The following is a 15,805-nucleotide window of genomic DNA, read 5'->3' as shown; positions in this document are numbered from 1 at the left end:
CTCACACGCCCGCGTAGGAGTGCTTGCCGGTGACGAAGATGTTGACGCCGTAGTAGTTGAACAGCCAGCAACCGAAGGCGATCATCGCCAGGTAGGCGGCCTTGCGGCCCTTCCAGCCGGCCGTGGCACGGGCGTGCAGGTAGCAGGCGTAGCCGACCCAGGTGATGAAGGACCAGGTCTCCTTCGGGTCCCAGTTCCAGTAGCGGCCCCAGGCGTCGCCCGCCCAGATCGCGCCCGCGATGATCGTGAAGGTCCACAGCGGGAAGACGGCCGCGTTCACCCGGTAGGCGAACTTGTCCAGGGAGGCGGAGGCGGGCAGCCGCTCCAGCACCGAGGCCGCGAACGCGCCCGGCTTGCCGCCGGTCTGCAGCTTGTTCTCGTACGAGTCCTTGAACAGGTACAGGATCGTGGCGACCGCGCCGACGTAGAACACCGCGCCGCAGAAGATGGCGGTGGAGACGTGGATGTACAGCCAGTAGGAGTGCAGCGCGGGAACCAGCTGGTCGCTCGCGGTGTACAGGACGGTGACGGCGAGGCCGAGGTCGAGGAGGACCGAGGTGATCAGGAACAGCCCGAGCCAGCGCACGTTCTTCTTCAGCGCCAGCAGCCCGAGGTACACGGCGACGGCGACCGTCGAGAAGGTGATGTTGAACTCGTACATGTTGCCCCACGGCGCCCGCTGCACGGAGGCCGCGCGGGCGACGACGCCGCTCAGCTCCACGAGGAAGGCGAGCACGGTGAGCGAGACGGCGACGCGGCCGTAGAGGTCGCCCTGCACGTCTCCGCCGTGCGCCCCGGGCCCGTCCGGCACGTCCCGGGCGCCGGGCGCGGACCGCACCACCACCTTGGGCCGCTCCAGCACGGCGGTGCCCCCGGCCTGCTTCACGGTGACGGCGGGTGCACCCGCCTTCTGTCCGCCCTCGGCGGTGAGCGCGGCGGCGGTGCGGGCCACCCTGCTGCGACTGCCGAAGAGCCATTCGGCGATGTACGCGAAGAAGGCCAGGGTGTAGACGGCCATCGACGAGTAGATCAGCGTGTTGCTGATGCTCGCCAGGTGTTCGTTGGTTGCGGCGGCGAGAGTCACTTCTCAGCCCCTTCGGCAGGTACAGCGGGAGATTCTGTGGAGTCGTCGTCGGGTTCGCTTGCCCCCGGCGCCTGGTCGTAGAGGGTTCCTGCGAGGTCGCCCAGTTCCTCGGGCACCTTGGCGGACTCGCTGCGGCCGAGCCCGGCCATCTCGACGACGGTGACGCCGTCGGCGCCGCGCACCGCCCGCACCCACACGCGGCGGCGCTGGATGAACAGGGAGCCGGCCAGACCGAAGATCGCGGCGAGGGCGCCGCCCAGCGCCCAGCCGCTGCCGGGCTCCTGGACGATCTCGAAGCCGGCCCACTCCTTGATGTCCTTCTCGAAGGTGATGGAGCCGGCGCCGTTCGGCAGCGTCATGGTGTCACCCGGCTGGAGCAGCTTCTTCAGCAGCTGGCCCTTGGCGTCCTTGAACGCCTTCATGTGGGTCTTGTCGAGCTGGTAGACGCTCTGCGGGATGCCCGCGTTCACGCCGAGGTCGCCGTGGTAGGCGTTCACCGCGAGCAGCGGGTTCAGCAGCGCCGGGAACTGGGAGAGCATCGTGCCGCTCTTGGGGTCGAAGGTCGGCACGAAGAAGGCCTGGAAGCCCAGCTGTTCCTTCTGGCCCTGCGCGTTGCGGTAGCCGTCCATCACCTTCACCACGCCGTTGGAGCTGACGTTGCCGTCGATCGGCAGCAGCGGCACGGCGTCGTGGTAGACGACATGGCCCTTGCCGTCGCGGACGGTGATGACGGGGGCGTATCCGTGGCTGACGAGGTAGACCTTGGCGTCGCCGATGTGCAGCGGCTCGTTGACCTTGATGGTGGTCGACTTCCGCTTGCCGTACGCGCCCTGGCTGTAGTCGATCGTCGCCTGGTAGGTGCGGGGGGTGCCCTTGTTGGGGCCGGTGACCTCGTAAGTGCCCGTGAAGTTCTTCAGGTCGAAGCTGAACGGCACCAGGTCGTCGGGCTGGAACAGGCTGCCGGACTTGAAGTCGTCGTACATGGGCAGCGCGTTGGAGAAGCCGTCGCCCTCGACCATCAGCTTGGTTCCGTCGGACTTGTACATCTGGCCCCAGGCGAAGGCGACCAGCAGCACGATCAGGGCGATGTGGAAGACCAGGTTGCCGACCTCGCGCAGATAGCCCTTCTCGGCGGCGACGGCGTCGCCGGCGAGGTGGGCGCGGAAGCGGCGCCTCTTCAGCAGCGCGAGCGCGGCCTCGCGGACCTGCTCGGGGTCCGCGTCGGTGCGCCACGTCGTGTACGCGGGCAGCCGGGTCAGCCGCTTGGGCGCGCCCGGCGGGCGGCCGCGCAGCTGGCCGACGAACTGCCAGGTGCGCGGGACGATGCAGCCGATGAGGGAGACGAACAGCAGGATGTAGATCGCGGAGAACCACACCGAGCTGTAGACGTGGAACAGGCCGAGCTTGTCGTAGACGGGCGCGAGCGTCCTGTGCGCCTTGCGGAAGTCGTCGACCTTGTTCAGGTCGGCGCCGGTCTGCGGGATGAGCGAGCCGGGGATCGCGCCGAGCGAGAGGAGCAGGAGCAGCAGCAGCGCGACCCGCATGGAGGTCAGCTGCCGCCAGAACCAGCGGACCCAGCCGAGGACGCCGAAGGCGGGCATCCCGGAGGCTTCCTCGCGCGGGGCGGTGGACAGCTGGGAGCCGGCGGCCCCGAGGTCCTCCTGGTCCTGGCTCTTGTCGGTTTCGGTCTTGCTCATCGATCAGATCCCCACACTGAAGCCGTTGGACCAGGTCTGCATCTGCTGCACCAGACGGTCCCATGCGCCGGTCAGCAGCAGTACACCGGTCACGATCATCATCGTGCCGCCGATCCGCAGCACCCACACATAGTGGCGCTTGACCCAGCCGAAGGCGCCGAGCGCCTTGCGGAAGGCGATCGCGGTGAGGACGAAGGGGACGCCGAGGCCGACGCAGTAGGCGATCATCAGTACGACGCCGCGTCCGGCGCTCGACTCGCGCGCCGCGAGGAGGTTCACCGACGCCAGCGTCGGGCCGATGCACGGCGTCCAGCCGACGCCGAACAGGGCGCCGAGTATCGGCGCGCCCACCAGGCCGGTCGTCGGCCGCCGGTGGACGCGGAACTCGCGCTGGGTGAGCCAGGGCATCAGCCCCATGAAGAACACGCCCATGAGGATCATGAGCACGCCGAGCACCGTGGACAGGGTGTCCTTGTATCCCTGCAGGGTCGAGCCGAAGTAGCCGAAGAGCGCCCCGCCGGAGACGAACACGGCGCTGAAGCCGAGCACGAACAGGGAGGCACCGGCGACCATCCGCCCCCGCCTGGCCTCGGCCAGGTCGGTGCCGGCGACGCCGGTGACATAGGAGAGGTAGCCGGGCACGAGCGGCAGCACGCACGGCGAGAAGAAGGAGACCAGGCCGCCGAGCAGGGCCACCGGCAGGGCGACCAGCAGAGCGCCGTTGAGCACGGTCTGGTTCTGGCCCACCACGGCGAGCGTCACAGTCGCGCTCACGTCACTTCTCCGCGACGACCGGCTTGAGCATCTTCAGCAGGGTCGCGTCGTCGAGCGCCTCCAGGGCCCGCGCGGCGACCTTTCCGTGCCGGTCGATGACGAGCGTGGAGGGGATCAGCTGCGGGTTGAGGGTGCCCTTCTTGAAGCGGAGCATCAGCTTGCCCGTCGGGTCGTACAGGCTCGGGTAGGTGATCCCGTGCTCCTTCTCGAAGGCGACCGCGGGGGTGGTGCTGGTGTCCCGGGTGTTGATGCCGACGAACTGCACGCCCTTGCCGGCGTAGCTCTTGGACACCTTGGCGAAGTACTGCGCCTCCTCCCGGCACGGACTGCACCATGAGCCCCAGACGTTGAGGACGACGACCTGGCCCTTGTAGTCGGCGACGTTCAGGTGCTTGCCGTCGATGGTGGTGCCGGACAGGTCCGGGGCCGCGGTGCGCTTGCCCTCCGGGACGGTGTCGATGCCGTTGTTGCCGGTGACGAAGTTGGTGTTGCCACCCCCGCCGGAGGTGCCGCCCTTACCGCACGCGGACAGGGTCAGGGCCGCGACGGCGGCCACGGCGCTGAGCAGGACGGCGCGGCTTCGGGTACTCATGTGAAAAGTTTCGCATGTCCGTCCGGGCGATCTGTGGCACCCCCCTGCCGGGCGGAAAACCGCATTTCAGGGCGTATTTACACGGGACATTTCAGACAGGGGGTCAGCCGACCGCGCGGCTCAGGCGAGGAAGCTCTTCCAGCCGCCGGCCGGGGCCTGCCCGGGCGCCAGCGTGCGCAGCTTGGCGAGCACTTCGGGCTTCTGCGCGTCGACCCAGTCCACGAACTGCCGGAAGGAGACCAGTCGGACGTCGGCACCCTTCTCCTTCTCGCGGGCGATGTGCTTGAAGGCCTGCTCGACGGCGTCCATGTAGATGCCGCCGTTCCACTGCTCGAAGTGGTTGCCTATGAAGAACGGCGCCCGGTTTGTCTCGTATGCCCGCTTGAAGCCCGCTATGTAGGCACCCGCGGCCTGCTCGCGCCAGGCGGGGTAGTGGGAGGAGGGCGCCTTGGTGGAGTTCTGCGACTGGTTGTACATCATGTTGTAGTCCATCGAGAGGACCTGGAACGACCGCCCCGGGAAGGGCACTTCCTGCAGCGGCAGGTCCCACAGCCCCTGCTTCTTCCTCGGCCACACCTGCAGGCCGCCGGGCGAGGAGGCGTCGTAGCGCCAGCCCAGCTTCCGGGCGGTGGGCAGCAGGTTGTCCTGGCCGAGCAGGCAGGGCGTGCGGCCGCCGACCAGCTCCTTGTCGTAGTCGAAGGGCAGCGCGGGCAGGTCGTGCAGGCCGGTGTTGGTCTTCCAGTTCTTCACGAACGACTTGGCCTGGTCGATCTCGCTGCGCCACTGCTGTGGCGTCCACCACTTGACCGAGTTGTGGGTCTCGCCGCAGAAGTGCCCGTTGAAGTGGGTGCCTATCTCGTGGCCCTCCAGCCAGGCCCGGCGGACGTTCTGAAGCGTCGACTTGATGTGGTCGTCGGTGAGGTAGCCGATGGCGGAGGCGCCGCGCGGGTTGTTCGGGGGCTCGTACATCCGCTTCTTCGACTCGGGCAGCAGATACAGGCCCGAGAGGAAGAAGGTCATGCTCGCGCCGTGCTCCTTGGCGAGGTCCAGGAAGCGCGGGAAGAGGCCGTTGCCGACCTCGCCGGCGCCGTCCCAGGAGAAGACGACGAACTGCGGAGGGGTCTGCCCCGGCTCCAGCGGCTCGGGCGCCGGCGGCTGGTGCGGCTGCTTGCCGGTGAAGGACGTCGAGCCGTCGCCGATGAGCCGGGCCGGGTGCGCCCCGTCCCCGGCGCCCCGGCCGGACTTCCCCGTGCCGGAACCGTCCTGGTGCCCGCCGCCGTCCGACGACGTGAGGGTGCCGCAGCCGGCGAGCGAGGCGGCGGCCGCCGCACCCGCGCCGAGGCCGAGTATTCCCCTGCGGGAGAAGGTCCTGGAGACGGTGCGCATGAAGATCCCCGATTCGTCGCGCCTGCTGGTGGTCACCCAGTGAGAGGGCGCGACGGTCGGGGAGGTTCCGCTAATTCTTATGTTTTTCGCAATAATCCCGGCAAAAGTGCCCTAAGTTCGGCCTGACGCTACGTCAGACGACGGTCCCGCGGAGGGGGTTCAGGCCCCGAAGGCCTTCCCCTGGGCCGTGCCCTTGCCCTTCTGCGGCTTGGCTCCGGCCCGCAGATGGGCGGGGACGAGATCGATGGCGGGCTCGCTGTAGCCGACGGAGACGATCCTGTCGCCGAGATATGTGAAAGTCGTCAGGGACGCGAGGGTGCACTGCCGCTTGCGCGGGTCGTGCCACAGCCGCCGCCGCTCGACGTACGACCGCACGATCCAGATCGGCAGCTGATGGCTGACCAGCACCGCCTCGTGCCCGCGCGCCCGGTCCTTGGCCGCGTTCAGCGCGCCCATCATGCGCACGACCTGGTCGACGTAGGGCTCGCCCCAGGACGGCCGGAACGGGTTGACCAGGTACTTCCAGTTCTCCGGCCGCTGCAGCGCGCCGTCGCCCACGCCGAAGGTCTTGCCCTGGAAGACGTTCTCGGCCTCGATCAGCCGCTCGTCCGTGTCCAGGTCGAGACCGTGCGCCTTGGCGATCGGCGTGGCCGTCTCCTGCGCCCGCTCCAGCGGCGAGGCGCAGACGTAGGTGACGTCGCGTGGGGCGAGGTGCTCGGCGACCCGGTCGGCCATCCGCCGGCCCAGCTCCGACAGGTGGTAGCCGGGCAGCCGCCCGTAGAGGATCCCGTCCGGGTTGTCGACCTCCCCGTGCCGCATCAGATGGACGACGGTGACGTCTTTGCTGTTGTCGCTCACGCGGTGGCCTCCGCAGCCGCCCGGGCCGCCGCCGGAAGGGCGTCGGCGATCTTCTGGATGGCCCGCTCGTCGTGGGCCGTGGACACGAACCAGGACTCGAAGGACGACGGCGGCAGGTAGACGCCGTTCGACAGCAGCGAGTGGAAGAACGCGGTGAAGCGGTACGACTCCTGCCGCTTGGCGTCCTCGTAGGTGCGCACCTGCCGGTCGGTGAAGAACACCGAGAACATGTTGGACGCGGTCTGCACCCGGTGCGCGACGCCCTCCTTGCTCAGCGCCTCGGTGACAAGGGCCTGGATCTGCGCCGAGACGGCGTTCACCTTCTCGTAGGCCGCGTCGTCCAGGAGCCGCAGCTGGGCGAGTCCGGCCGCGGTGGCGACCGGGTTGCCGGAGAGCGTGCCCGCCTGGTAGACGGGGCCGGCCGGCGCGAGGTGCGCCATGACGTCGGCCCGCCCGCCGAACGCGGCGGCGGGGAAGCCGCCGCCCATCACCTTCCCGAACGTCATCAGGTCCGGCTCGACCCCGTCGACGCCGTACCAGCCGGCGCGGCTGGTGCGGAAACCGGTCATGACCTCGTCGGAGATGTAGAGCGCGCCGTTCTTGTGGCAGGCGTCGCGGAGCCCCTCGTTGAACCCGGGGTCCGGCGGCACGACGCCCATGTTGCCGGGCGAGGCCTCCGTGATCACACAGGCGATCTCGCCCGGGTGCCGGTGGAAGGCCTCCTGCACGGCCTCCAGGTCGTTGTACGGCAGCACGATCGTGTCCCCGGCCTGCGCACCGGTGACGCCGGGCGTGTCGGGCAGCGCGAAGGTGGCGACGCCGCTGCCGGCCGCGGCGAGCAGCGAGTCCACGTGGCCGTGGTAGCAGCCGGCGAACTTGATCACCTTGGACCGCTGGGTGAAGCCCCGCGCGAGCCGGATGGCGGACATGGTCGCCTCGGTCCCGCTGCTGACCAGCCGGACCTGCTCCACGGGGGCGACCCGGGCGACGATCTCCTCGGCGAGCGCGACCTCGCCCTCACCGGGCGTGCCGAAGGACGTACCGTGGGCGACCGCCTCCTGGACGGCGGCGAGAACCTCGGGGTGCGCGTGCCCGAGGATCATGGGCCCCCAGGAACACACCAGGTCGACGTACTCGCGCCCGTCGGCGTCGGTGAGGTAGGCCCCCTTCCCCGACACCATGAACCGGGGCGTGCCACCGACGGCACGGAAGGCGCGCACCGGGGAGTTCACACCACCGGGCGTGACGACGCCGGCGCGGTCGAAGAGCGCCTGCGAGGCGGGCGCTTCGTACGGATAGGGCGTTTCGCTCAGGGCGCTCATGACGTGCGGCTTCTCCGGCTTCTCGGGCTCCGGTTGCGGGGTGACCTCCTCAGGGTAGGCCGCCGCCGGGCCGCACAGCGGCTCGCCTCCGGTCCGCGCCACCGCCATCCGGCATCTGCGAGACTGACAACTGATACACACAGCTCGTACGCACGTAATGATCAGAGGTCGGGAAGAGATCCCCTGGACTGTTGTTCCGCCGCACGTTTCGGCGGGCGGGCGTGGGGGAGGTCACTGACACGATGATCGGGTTGCGTGGCGGGGGCCACGCGTCCTAGAAAAGCAGTCGGGTGGAGATATGCATCGCGGTGGCGGACTGGGCGAGGGGACCGATGACCTGGGTCCTCGGCGTGCCCGGCGGGGAAGGCACCGGCGCGAGGCGGAGGAAGCGACCGAAGCACGACAGACACAGGGTGTACCGAGTGAGCCCGAGCGGTACGACCGGCAGCTGGACCGCCGGTTCGACCACCGGGTGGACCGCCTGAGGGCGGGGAGCAGGAATGGTGGTCGAGTGGGGGTGACGTACAAGTACTTCGGCGCGCCGGACGGCGCGACCGCGGCCCGCGTCCCCATCTCGATGCGTCCCGAGGAACTCGGCGGCGACGAGCTGGGCATGAACGGGATGTTCACCAAGATCAAGCCGGAGACCATGGCCGCCATGGTGCTGACCGGCATCGAGGGCGTCCCCCTGCACAAGGTCCCGCCCCTGGAACTGGTCGTCCTGCACCCCGACTACGCGGTGGTCAAGCTCCCCATGACGGTCGTCGACCCCCTGCGCGGCATCGGCGAGGAAGCGGTCGGCGCGGCGGCCTTCATCTGGTCCACGGTCCCGGACCGGGGCGGCCCGCGCGACGCCTTCAACGTGTACCAGCTGCTCCACGAGTGGCAGGACTTCTCGAAGCGGCTGCATGACGCGGGGCATCAGCCGTACTGCCTCGTCTGGCCCTGAGCTGGGGTTTCTCGGGTAGCGGGCGGGGTTTTCGGACCCCGCCCTCGTCATGTGCCGGAAGGGGCCTTCAGGCGGCCAGGGCACATTGAGGGCACATTGGTTTCGCCGGGGGCACTGATGTGCCCTGGGCTTCTCGTGCCGGCTGCTCCGTGAAGGCGTCGTCGATGGCCTTGCGGGTCCGCGTCTCGCTGGACGGCAGCAGATGCGTGTACGTCCGCAGCGTGAAGCCCGGGTCCGAGTGGCCGAGGTACTCGGAGAGCGCCTTGATGCTCTCCCCCGCATCCAGGAGCACGGAGGCGTAGGCGTGCCGGAGGGCGTGCATCCCGTCCTCCCGGGCCGCCTGGAGGTACCTCGCACCGCGCTCGCGGGGAGGGATCACGCCGGCGGCGGCCAGGGCGCGCTTCCAGTCGCCCATGTTGAAGACGCTGCGGTTGTACGCCCGCCCCTTCTGGTCGACGAAGAGAAGGCGGAAGGTCTTCGGCTCGCCGTCCGGCTTGGCCCAGGGCAGGGTGACCTCGACCGGCGGGAACTCCTTCATGTGCGCCTTGAGGACAGCGGCAAGCTGGGCCGGTAGAGGCACGGACCGGATCTTGTTCCCCTTGGGCAGCGCGAAGACGGGCTTCGTGCCGACGAGCCGCACCTGGCGGTTGACGTGGATCCAACCGGTCTTGAAGTCGATGTCCTCGACGGCGAAGCCGAAGACCTCGCCTTGGCGCAGGCCGCAGCCGAAGGCGAGCTTGCCTCCGGCCTGGAACCGCTTGGGCAGGCCGGCGATGACTGCGCGGACGCGCTCCAGCGGCCAAGGGATGATCTTCTTCTTGGTCGCGGTCGGCAGCTTGACGGACTTCGCCTTGCAGGGGTTCTTCGGCAGCAGCCCGTCCTCCACGGCCGCGCCGAGGATGCTGGAGAGGATGTCGAAGATGCCCTCGATCGTCGACACCTCCAGGCCGGCGTCCTGAAGAGTGCGGATCCAGCCCTGGATGACCGAGGGCTGGTTGAGGGAACGCAGCTCGCGTCGCCCGAGGTGCTCGACGATGTGGTTGCGGACCGTCGCCTCATAGCGGAGGGCTGTCGTCGGACCGACGGAGTTCGCGTCCAGCCACTTCTGCGCGTAGACGCCGAGCGTCTGCTTCGTCTCGGCTGGTACGACGTAGGAGCCGCGCCTGATCTCGACGTCGACCTCAGCGGCCCGGTTGTCCGCCTCGGCCTTCGTGTCGAAGTTCTCCTTGCGCTGACGGCCGTCCAAATCGCGGTAGCGGACCTGCCAACGCTTGCCGACGCCGTGATCGACGGTGGGGACCATCTGCCGCGTACGGCTCTTGTGTTCACCACACTCGGCCTCGGTGGGCTTGGGGTGGGACTTGTGCCAGCGGTCGTACACGTCAGCCAAGAAGGACCCCCTCAATGCGCTCCCAGGTCTGGATCGGAGAGGTCTCCAGAGGCAGCAGGGCTGCAGGCGAAACGCCGAGGGCGGCAGCGATCGCGATGAGGTCGTCGACGTCGCAGCGGCGGTGGGCACGCTCGGTGCGGCTGAGGGCGGTGTTGGACATCGGGCGTCCCAGCGTGGTGCATCGAACAGCCAACTGGTGCTGCGTCAGGCCGCGCGCGATGCGTATTCGCTCTATGGCGCGGGCGACGTGGAGGCCGGCGGGGCCTATTTCGACGGGTCGAGTTGCCATGACAGGTAGCTGTAACTTGCAGCTGACCTTTATGGCAAGAGTTGGCTCTAAAACTCTACAGAACTCGCCGCCAGGTGACCGTGGGCGGCGTGGCGTTTATCTCTCCTATTCACGAGGCGCGGACGGGCAATTCCCGCAGGTCGCTGTGCTAACTTGCCGTCGCGCGGAAAGTTTGGGTGTTTTGAGCAGGTATCTACCGATGTGCTCACCGCCCGCTCCAGCTCATTTGCGCACCTACCTAGTCACCCTTTGGCCTGCGACAACGGCCGGCACCGACCCTGAGGGGGACCCCCCGTGGGCTCAAGGACGAGGACGTAGCCGCCGACTTTTTGGTCAACGGCCGATCCGCCTCTACGGTTATTCCCCCTCCCAGCCACGCCGAGGGAATTAGTGGAGAGTTTTAGAACCAACGCTGGACTTCTTCGCTCGCGGTGTGGCTGTGTTGTCCAGGCACGCTGTCCATGACCGAAAAGGAGCCGTATGCCGAATACCGCTGCCCGCAACGCCAACGCCTCTTCCACCGCCGACGCTGCCAGGCGTGGTCCGCTGGCCACCCCGGCGGAAGTCGCTGCCTACCTCGGCGTGCCGGTGAAGACCCTCTACCAGTGGAAGTACCGGGCCATCGGCCCCAACGTGCACAAGGTCGGCCGCCACCTGCGCTACCGCTGGCACGAGGTGGACGCCTGGGTGACCAGCCAGTCCGCGTACGACCTCGCGTCCTGAAGCCGCCGGTCCAAGCCCCTGCTCCGTCGCCCTTGAACGATCGAACCGGTGGGCCGGGCCTTGCCCGTCCGGCCCACCAGGGAGGAATGCCTGTGGACGAACCTACGTCTTCCGCCACCGCCCCCGCTCCCCCGACCTCAGCCACCGACGAGGAGCCGGCGCGACCCGATGAAGGGGCCCTGCTACTGGACGAGTTGCGGGCAGCCATCGCGCGGTACGTGATCCTGCCGAGCGGCGAGGCGCTGACCACTGTGACGCTGTGGGTGGCCGCCACCCACATCCAGCCCGCGCTCCAGCACGCGCCCCGTCTCGCGGTGGTCGGGCCGGCGAAGCGGTGCGGCAAGTCCCGCCTGCTGGACGTGATCACGGAGACCGTGCGCGAACCGCTGATCACGGTCAACACCAGTCCGGCGGTCGTCTTCCGCGCCATCGGCGACGACCCGCCCACCCTGTTGGTGGACGAGGCCGACACCATCTTCGGCAGCATCAAGGCCGCCGAGAAGAACGAGGAGCTGCGCGGCCTGCTCAACGCCGGCCACCAGCGCAACCGACCCGCCCTGCGCATCTCCGGCCCGGAGCACAAGCCGCAGGCGTTCCCCACCTTCGCGATGGCCGCACTCGCCGGCATTGGGGACCTGCCGGACACGGTCATGGACCGGGCAGTGGTGATCCGCATGCAGCGCCGCAAGGACGGTGAGCGGGTGGATCAGTTCCGCTCCCGCCGTGACATCCCTGCCCTCCACGGTCTGCGCGACCGGCTGACCGCCTGGCTCCGGCCCCTGATGGACACCGCAGCGGATCTGGTACCGCCGATGCCGGTGCAGGACCGTGCGGCGGACACCTGGGAGCCACTGGTGATCGTCGCCGAACTCGCCGGCGGCACCTGGCCCGAGCAGGCCCGTATCGCGTGTGCGGCCATGTGCGCGGCCGAGGCGGGCAAAGACGACGAGTCCAACCTGAAGACGCGCCTGCTGCAGGACATCCGCCGTGCCTTCGCACGCTGCGGAGATCCCGACATCATGCGCACCCGTGACCTCCTGGACGAACTCCTCAAGGATCAGGAGGCGCCTTGGGCTGAGTACGGCACCGCCGGCCTGAGCCCGCGCCACCTGGGGATCCTCCTGAAGGACTTCGACATCAAGGCCGCCACCCACCGCTTCGAAGGCGGACGGCAGGCCAAGGGCTTCGCCCGCCTCCGCTTCATCGACGCGTGGGCCCGCTACTGCCCCGAAGAGCCGACGGCCGACAGCGGCGACGAGAACGACGCCCACGTCCCGAGCCCGCACCCGTAAAGACTCGTCGCACTCGTCGCATCGCAGGTCAGCCCCGCGACGGGTGTCCTCGCTGTGACGAGTCCACCCGTACCACGGCGGCCATCCGTACCTGCCTGACCAGGCATGCGACGGGTGCGACGAGTCACTGCCCTTCCCGCCAGCCCCTTGTGCCCATGGCACCCGCCACCGCCTGGAGTACGCCGCTTGCCTTCACGCACCACCACGTCCCCCGTGCCGGTCTTGACCGCCGCGATCCGCCTCGGGGTCGCCCTGGTCGGCACGATCGGCTTCGCCCTCTCCTACGACGCCCTGCGGCAGATGGCCGTCGCCATCCACATCCGCGGAGTGCTGACCTACGCCTTCCCGCTCGTGATCGACGGGTTCATCGCCATCGGCGTCGCCGCCCTGCTCATCCTTCGTGCCGCACCATGGCGTTCTCGTCTGTACGTCTGGGCACTCGTCGGCCTCGCGACCGTCACCAGCATATGGGCGAACGCCCTCCACGCCGTCCGTCTCAACCAGCAGGCACACACCGCCGGACTCCACCTCGACAACGTCACCGTTGGCGCCCTGTCCGCCATCGCCCCACTCGCGCTCGCCGGCGCCGTCCACCTCGACCTTGTGATCCGCCGCCACCCCGCACCCCAGGCCGACGAAGCCGCCGCCACAAAGAGCCACAACGTCCCCGACCCCGGCCACAACACCATCGAACCGCCCGCCCCTGCGGAGGACGACGCCGGTCTGCCGGCGCAGGCCGAAAGGTTGCCCGATGTGGCCGAACCCCCGAACACGGCAGAGGAAGCGGTCGATGTGCCGCAGAAGGCACACGCCAACACGGATGCCCACGAGCACGACACAACCTTCGAAGAACTGCTCGTCGTCGCGCGCACCGCACCGTTGGGACGCGGAGGTCGCGCCTCACGCCGCAACATCGAGACGGCCATTCGAGCCGCCAGGCACCGCATCGGCAAGGACCGTCTGACGCAGATCAAGGACCGGGTGCAGGCCGAACTCGACGAGTCAGCCCGTCATGCCGAGCCCGGCAAGGAACCCGCCGGTGTCCTCTGACGGCCACGGACGCTTCCGTCCCCACAACACCCGCAACGGTGCTTGGAGAAACCGCCCGATGCATGACGACCATGAACTCCCGGCTCGGCAGCCCGAGATGACCACCAGCGCCAACCAGCCAGCAAGGTATGCCGTTGGACCGTCCAAGGGCCGTTCCAACAGGGATGCCTCCGCCCCAGGGGTGGCGAAGGCCATCGGGCACCAGGGGGCGCCCGAGGAGGAGGAACACGCCGACGCAGGGAACGGCGTGCTCCCGCGCGCCGCTGAAGCAGCCGCCCTGCACCGCATCGCCCGTCGCCGCAAGCGCAAGGACACCCAGCGCAAGGAACGCGTCGACGTGCGCTACAGCATCGAGGAGAAGGCCGCGATCCTCCGCAAAGCCCGGTCACTGAACATCGCCGGAGCCCACTACGTCGGCGCTGTCGTCATGGCGCACATCCATGGCGACCTCGCCCTGCCCGGCCAGCGCACCCCGCTCGACGACTACATCGACGAGCTGACCGCCCTGCGCGAGCAGGTCGCCAAGATCGGCAACAACGTCAACCAGATCGCCCGGAAGCTCAACGCGGGCGGCCATCCACACCCTGAGGACAACGCTGCTCTGACCCATGCCGAGCGCACCCTTACGGCGGTCCGTGCCGCCGTCGTTGAGATCGCTGCAGCCGCTAACCAGGCCGTCAGCAAGAAGGCGGCCTGATGATCGCCAAGATCAGCAGCGGCAAGGACACAGCCGGCCTGATCCGCTACCTCTTCGACACCAAGAGGGCCACGGACCACACCGACCCTCACCTCGTCGCCTCCTGGGACGGTTTTGCCCCCGACCCCGGCCGAAGCGACGACTTCGCCGCCACAAAGAAGCTCCTGGTGGCCGACCTCGACCTGCGCGTCAAGCAAGCCCGCCGACTGGGACGTGCTCCAGAACAGCATGTCTGGCACTGCTCCATCCGAGCCGCCACAACCGACCGCCACCTCAGCGACGAGGAGTGGGCCCACATCGCCCGCCGCGTTGTGGCGGCCACCGGCATCGCGCCACAAGACGACCCGGACGGCTGCCGCTGGGTCGCCGTCCGCCACGCGCACGACCACATCCACATCGCCGCCACCAAGGTCCGAGGCGACCTGAGTACCGCACGCCACTGGAACGACTACCTCACCGCCGACCGCGAACTCGCCAAGATCGAGAAGGAGTACGGCCTTCACCAGGTCGTGCGCGGAGACCGCACCGCCGCCAAGCGCCCCACCCGCGCCGAGCAGGAGAAGGCCCGCCGCGCCGGCAAGGCCAAGACCTCCCGCGAGCACCTGCGCACCACCATCCGGCAGCTGGTGTCCATCGCCACCAGCCCCGAGGACTTCCTTCATCTGCTCGACGGCGTTGAGGGCGTGCTCATCGACGTCCAGCACTTCCCCTCCGGCGACGTGCGCGGCTACAAGGTCGCCCTGGAAGGCGACACCAACGCCGCCGACGAGCCGATCTGGTTCTCCGGCGCCAAACTCGCCCCCGACCTGTCCTTTCCCAAGATCGCGGAGCGCCTCACCGCCATCGACACCGCGCCGGCCACCGAGCCGGGCAGTCGACGCAGACCCAACCCCTGGCACCAGGCCACCGCCGCGGCCGAGCGCATCCCCCACCACCTCGACCACGGCGACGACGAAGTCGCCCAGGCCCACATCGCGGCTCTCGGTGAGGCCATCGACGTCCTTCCGCTGCTCGTCCCCAGCCACCTGAGGCCACAGCTGCAGAAGGCCGCCACAGCGTTCGAACGTGCCACCCGCTCCCGCATCCGCGCCCAGCAGGACCACGCCCGCGCCCTCCGGGGCGCCATACGAGCCCTGCGCACCGCGCCGGTCACCGGTGACGGGTCCGGGCTGGCGATGTTCCTCGACATCGCCGTCCTCGTCGTCCTCGCCGCGGCCCGCTGGCACCAGGTCCACCGGCACGACCAGCAAGTCGCCGCAGCTCACCAAGCTCTGGTCCACCTGCAGGCCGCCTACCATCAAGCCGCCGCCGGACCGCTGACCGCCCTGGCCCAGCGTCAGCCACCGGGCCGCAGCATGGAACGGCACGCCCAGCGGATCCTCGTGATCCTGCCCGACCACGCCCAACAGGTCCTCGACGACCCCGCCTGGCCGGCACTGGCCGCCGCCCTGACCGAAGCGGAGAACGCGGGTCACGACCCCGAGCAGCTTCTCCAGCACGCCGCACGGCTGCGCACCCTGGACGACGCCCGCTCCACCGCCAGGACCCTCACCTGGCGAATCCAACGCCTCGCCGCCCGGCAGCTCCATAGCGACCAAGCACGAGCCGCCCAAACCAGCACGAGCGTTGCAGCCCGGCCTGGTCTGACGGCATCCGCTCGACACCGGTGATTCCGGCGCTGGCCCACGACACATCCCTCATG

General features: G+C 69.1%; 15 protein-coding genes. 6 read left to right on the top strand and 9 right to left on the bottom strand.

Annotated elements, in window-relative coordinates; all coding sequences use genetic code 11:
* Position 1: 1 nt before the first annotated feature.
* The 7 genes from ccsB to hemL all read right to left on the bottom strand — a co-directional run bounded on the left by ccsB (position 2) and on the right by hemL (position 7,704).
* Complete coding sequence (gene ccsB, locus ACLU3S_RS05625; protein ID WP_413950599.1) at positions 2-1,084, bottom strand: c-type cytochrome biogenesis protein CcsB; 1,083 nt, start codon at positions 1,082-1,084, stop codon at positions 2-4.
* Entirely contained in the window at positions 1,081-2,781 is a 1,701-nt protein-coding gene (locus ACLU3S_RS05620) for a cytochrome c biogenesis protein ResB (protein ID WP_413950598.1), read from the bottom strand. The genes ccsB and ACLU3S_RS05620 overlap by 4 nt, the downstream gene beginning before the upstream one ends.
* Positions 2,782-2,784: 3 nt before the next feature.
* Positions 2,785-3,555, bottom strand: coding sequence for a cytochrome c biogenesis CcdA family protein (locus ACLU3S_RS05615; RefSeq protein WP_413950597.1), 771 nt, complete (start codon positions 3,553-3,555; stop codon positions 2,785-2,787).
* Position 3,556: 1 nt separating this feature from the next.
* Entirely contained in the window at positions 3,557-4,147 is a 591-nt protein-coding gene (locus tag ACLU3S_RS05610; RefSeq protein WP_413950596.1) for a TlpA family protein disulfide reductase, read from the bottom strand.
* Positions 4,148-4,267: 120 nt separating this feature from the next.
* Entirely contained in the window at positions 4,268-5,533 is a 1,266-nt protein-coding gene (locus ACLU3S_RS05605; RefSeq protein WP_413950620.1) for a polysaccharide deacetylase family protein, read from the bottom strand.
* A gap of 159 nt (positions 5,534-5,692) precedes the next feature.
* A complete protein-coding gene (locus tag ACLU3S_RS05600) occupies positions 5,693-6,352 on the bottom strand; it encodes a histidine phosphatase family protein (RefSeq protein ID WP_413950619.1) in 660 nt (219 codons plus the stop codon).
* A gap of 35 nt (positions 6,353-6,387) precedes the next feature.
* Positions 6,388-7,704 carry a glutamate-1-semialdehyde 2,1-aminomutase gene (hemL, locus tag ACLU3S_RS05595; protein ID WP_413950618.1) on the bottom strand — a complete coding sequence of 439 codons (1,317 nt, stop codon included), beginning with the start codon at positions 7,702-7,704 and terminating at the stop codon, positions 6,388-6,390.
* 307 nt (positions 7,705-8,011) lie between these two features.
* Here hemL and ACLU3S_RS05590 point away from each other — a divergent pair, with 307 nt between their 5' ends.
* The gene (locus ACLU3S_RS05590) at positions 8,012-8,662 is read left to right on the top strand and encodes a hypothetical protein (protein ID WP_413950595.1); all 651 of its coding nucleotides are present in this window, start codon (positions 8,012-8,014) and stop codon (positions 8,660-8,662) included.
* 67 nt (positions 8,663-8,729) lie between these two features.
* Here ACLU3S_RS05590 and ACLU3S_RS05585 read toward each other — a convergent pair whose 3' ends face one another.
* Both ACLU3S_RS05585 and ACLU3S_RS05580 read right to left on the bottom strand, forming a co-directional pair.
* Positions 8,730-10,043, bottom strand: a complete 1,314-nt coding sequence (locus tag ACLU3S_RS05585) for a tyrosine-type recombinase/integrase (RefSeq protein WP_413950617.1) — start codon at positions 10,041-10,043, stop codon at positions 8,730-8,732.
* A gap of 1 nt (position 10,044) precedes the next feature.
* A complete protein-coding gene (locus tag ACLU3S_RS05580) occupies positions 10,045-10,341 on the bottom strand; it encodes a helix-turn-helix domain-containing protein (RefSeq protein ID WP_190018969.1) in 297 nt (98 codons plus the stop codon).
* Positions 10,342-10,821: 480 nt separating this feature from the next.
* Between ACLU3S_RS05580 and ACLU3S_RS05575 the strand changes: the two genes are divergently transcribed.
* The 5 genes from ACLU3S_RS05575 (at position 10,822) to ACLU3S_RS05555 (ending at position 15,773) form a co-directional block, all read left to right on the top strand.
* The gene (locus tag ACLU3S_RS05575; protein WP_079173374.1) at positions 10,822-11,064 is read left to right on the top strand and encodes a helix-turn-helix transcriptional regulator; all 243 of its coding nucleotides are present in this window, start codon (positions 10,822-10,824) and stop codon (positions 11,062-11,064) included.
* A gap of 86 nt (positions 11,065-11,150) precedes the next feature.
* Positions 11,151-12,356: a DUF3631 domain-containing protein gene (locus tag ACLU3S_RS05570; RefSeq protein WP_190018968.1), complete on the top strand. Its 1,206-nt coding sequence runs from the start codon at positions 11,151-11,153 to the stop codon at positions 12,354-12,356.
* 213 nt (positions 12,357-12,569) lie between these two features.
* Positions 12,570-13,406, top strand: coding sequence for a DUF2637 domain-containing protein (locus tag ACLU3S_RS05565; RefSeq protein ID WP_413950594.1), 837 nt, complete (start codon positions 12,570-12,572; stop codon positions 13,404-13,406).
* A 58-nt stretch (positions 13,407-13,464) separates the two neighbouring features.
* Positions 13,465-14,103 (top strand): plasmid mobilization relaxosome protein MobC, encoded by a 639-nt coding sequence (gene mobC, locus ACLU3S_RS05560; RefSeq protein ID WP_413950593.1) that lies wholly within the window; start codon positions 13,465-13,467, stop codon positions 14,101-14,103.
* A complete protein-coding gene (locus ACLU3S_RS05555; protein ID WP_413950592.1) occupies positions 14,103-15,773 on the top strand; it encodes a relaxase/mobilization nuclease domain-containing protein in 1,671 nt (556 codons plus the stop codon). The genes mobC and ACLU3S_RS05555 overlap by 1 nt, the downstream gene beginning before the upstream one ends.
* The last annotated feature ends 32 nt before the right edge of the window (positions 15,774-15,805 follow it).

The sequence above is a fragment of the Streptomyces sp. AF1A genome (genome assembly GCF_047340315.1).
Lineage (GTDB): Bacteria > Actinomycetota > Actinomycetes > Streptomycetales > Streptomycetaceae > Streptomyces.
This window is presented reverse-complemented; position numbering and strand designations above follow the sequence as displayed.

Bases quoted from the DNA above. Each gene is read 5' to 3' on its own strand.
- ACLU3S_RS05620 (WP_413950598.1), bottom strand. From the start codon at position 2,781: ATGAGCAAGACCGAAACCGACAAGAGCCAGGACCAGGAGGACCTCGGG.
- ACLU3S_RS05610 (WP_413950596.1), bottom strand. From the start codon at position 4,147: ATGAGTACCCGAAGCCGCGCCGTCCTGCTCAGCGCCGTGGCCGCCGTC.
- ACLU3S_RS05605 (WP_413950620.1), bottom strand. From the start codon at position 5,533: ATGCGCACCGTCTCCAGGACCTTCTCCCGCAGGGGAATACTCGGCCTC.
- ACLU3S_RS05600 (WP_413950619.1), bottom strand. From the start codon at position 6,352: ATGCGGCACGGGGAGGTCGACAACCCGGACGGGATCCTCTACGGGCGG.
- ACLU3S_RS05590 (WP_413950595.1), top strand. From the start codon at position 8,012: ATGCATCGCGGTGGCGGACTGGGCGAGGGGACCGATGACCTGGGTCCT.
- ACLU3S_RS05580 (WP_190018969.1), bottom strand. From the start codon at position 10,341: ATGGCAACTCGACCCGTCGAAATAGGCCCCGCCGGCCTCCACGTCGCC.
- ACLU3S_RS05575 (WP_079173374.1), top strand. From the start codon at position 10,822: ATGCCGAATACCGCTGCCCGCAACGCCAACGCCTCTTCCACCGCCGAC.
- ACLU3S_RS05570 (WP_190018968.1), top strand. From the start codon at position 11,151: ATGCCTGTGGACGAACCTACGTCTTCCGCCACCGCCCCCGCTCCCCCG.
- mobC (WP_413950593.1), top strand. From the start codon at position 13,465: ATGCATGACGACCATGAACTCCCGGCTCGGCAGCCCGAGATGACCACC.
- ACLU3S_RS05555 (WP_413950592.1), top strand. From the start codon at position 14,103: ATGATCGCCAAGATCAGCAGCGGCAAGGACACAGCCGGCCTGATCCGC.